Source organism: Pseudonocardia pini, assembly GCF_013870575.1.
Lineage (GTDB): Bacteria > Actinomycetota > Actinomycetes > Mycobacteriales > Pseudonocardiaceae > Pseudonocardia > Pseudonocardia pini.
Map to the genome: position 1 here is coordinate 1 of NZ_JACBXB010000954.1, position 1,811 is coordinate 1,811.

1 protein-coding gene is annotated in these 1,811 nt (G+C 73.4%); it reads right to left on the bottom strand.

Going from position 1 to position 1,811, the window contains the following annotated elements; genetic code table 11:
* Positions 1 to 73 precede the first annotated feature (73 nt).
* Positions 74 to 1,811, bottom strand: a 1,738-nt coding sequence (locus H5J29_RS31260) for a peptidoglycan D,D-transpeptidase FtsI family protein (RefSeq protein ID WP_220188169.1), incomplete at its 5' end; no start/stop codon positions are given.

A 1,811-nucleotide genomic window follows, 5' to 3' on the forward strand; every position in this document is an offset into this window, starting at 1 on the left:
GAGCTGGCGGGCGACACGTCGGGGAGGCTACCGAGGCCGCCGGAGCGCCCCGCCGCCGCATGGCCGGTCCCCGTCAGGGCACGACCAGGGTCTGGACGGGCGCGGGCTCCCCCACCGGGATCTGCTCGCGCTGCCCCACGTAGGAGGCGATGTCGTGGAACAGCGGGGCCGCGCTCGTGCCGCCGCCGGGGGCGTCGAGCATGATCCCCACGACGAACCGCGGGTCCTGCGCGGGCATCATCCCGGCGAAGGTGATCCAGTAGGTCGACGCGGCGTAGCAGCCGCAGCTCGGGTCCACCTGCTGGGCGGTGCCGGTCTTGCCCCCGACCTGGTAGCCGGGGACCTGGGCGGCGTACCCGGTGCCCTGGTTGCCCCCCGGCGCCTTCTGGGTGACGGCGGTGAGCATCGTCCGCAGCTGCGCCGCGACCTCCGGGGAGACCACGCGCACGGGCTCCGGGGCGGGCTCCGCGGTGCGGCCGCCGTCCGGGCCGATCGTGGCGGCGACGATCCGCGGCGGGATGCGCACGCCGTCGTTGGCCACGGCCTGGTACATGCCCGCCATCTGCAGCACGGTCATCGACAGGCCCTGTCCGATGGGCAGGTTGCCGAAGGTCGAGCCGGACCAGGACTCCCGCGCGGGCACCGAACCCGCGCTCTCGCCCGGCAGCCCGACACCGGTCCGCTGGCCGATCCCGAAGCGCGCCAACATGTCCGAGAACCTGTCGGGGCCGAGCTCCCGGGCGGTCATGATCGTGCCGACGTTGGAGGACTTCGCGAGCACGCCGGTCAGCGTGTAGTTGTCGACGCCGTGGTTCCAGGCGTCGTGGACCGTGCGGTCCGCGACCTTGATCTCCCCCGGGACCTGCAGGACGTCGTCCGGCTTCGCCAGCCCGTACTCCAGCGCGCCGGCCATCGTGACGATCTTGTTGACCGACCCGGGCTCGAAGGGGCTGGACACGGCGGCGTTCCCCAGCGACGCGGGATCGGCGGTGGCCAGCTGGCGCGGGTCGAACGTGCTGCCGTTCGCCATCGCCCGGACCTCGCCGGTCCTCGAGTCCAGCACCACGGCGGAGCCGCCGCGGGCGCCGGTCTTGGCCACGTAGTCCTGCAGCTTCTGCTGCACCACGTACTGCAGGTCGGAGTCCAGCGTGAGCTCGACGTCCGAGCCCGGCACCGCGGCCTGCTGCGCCCGGGTGCTGCCCGGGATGACCGTGTCGCTGCCCTCCGCGGTGTCCACGACCTGGTAGCCGTCGGTGCCGGCGAGGACGCCGTCGTCGGACGACTCGAGGCCGACCCGCCCGACCAGCTTGCGGTTGTCCGCGCTCCAGGTCGCCGCGCCGAGCACGTTGGCCGCGAGGTTGCCCGCCGGGTACTGCCGGGACTCCCGCTTCTCCTCCGCGATCTCGGGGAAGCGCTCCTCGAGCGCCCGCGCGACGTCCGGGTCGGCGAGCGGGGTGAGCACGACGTAGCCCCGGTCGGAGTCGAGCAGCGCCTTGATCGCGTTCGGGTCCCCGCCGGTGGCCTGCGCGACGGCCTGCGCCATCTCGGCCTTGTACGCGGGGGCCTGCTCCTTCTTGATCGTGGCGATCAGCCGCGGGTTCGTGACGAGCGCGCGGGCCTCGGTGGAGAAGGCCAGCCGGTTGCCGTTGCGGTCCAGGATCGCGCCGCGCTCCGCCGCGATGGTGATCTTGGTGGTGCGCTGCTTCTCCGCGCTGGCCGTGAGGTCGCCCGCGCGCACGGTCTGGATCAGCACGAGCTGCATCGCGCTCGCCAGCAACAGCAGGACGAGGACGAGCCTGCCGATCCGGAAG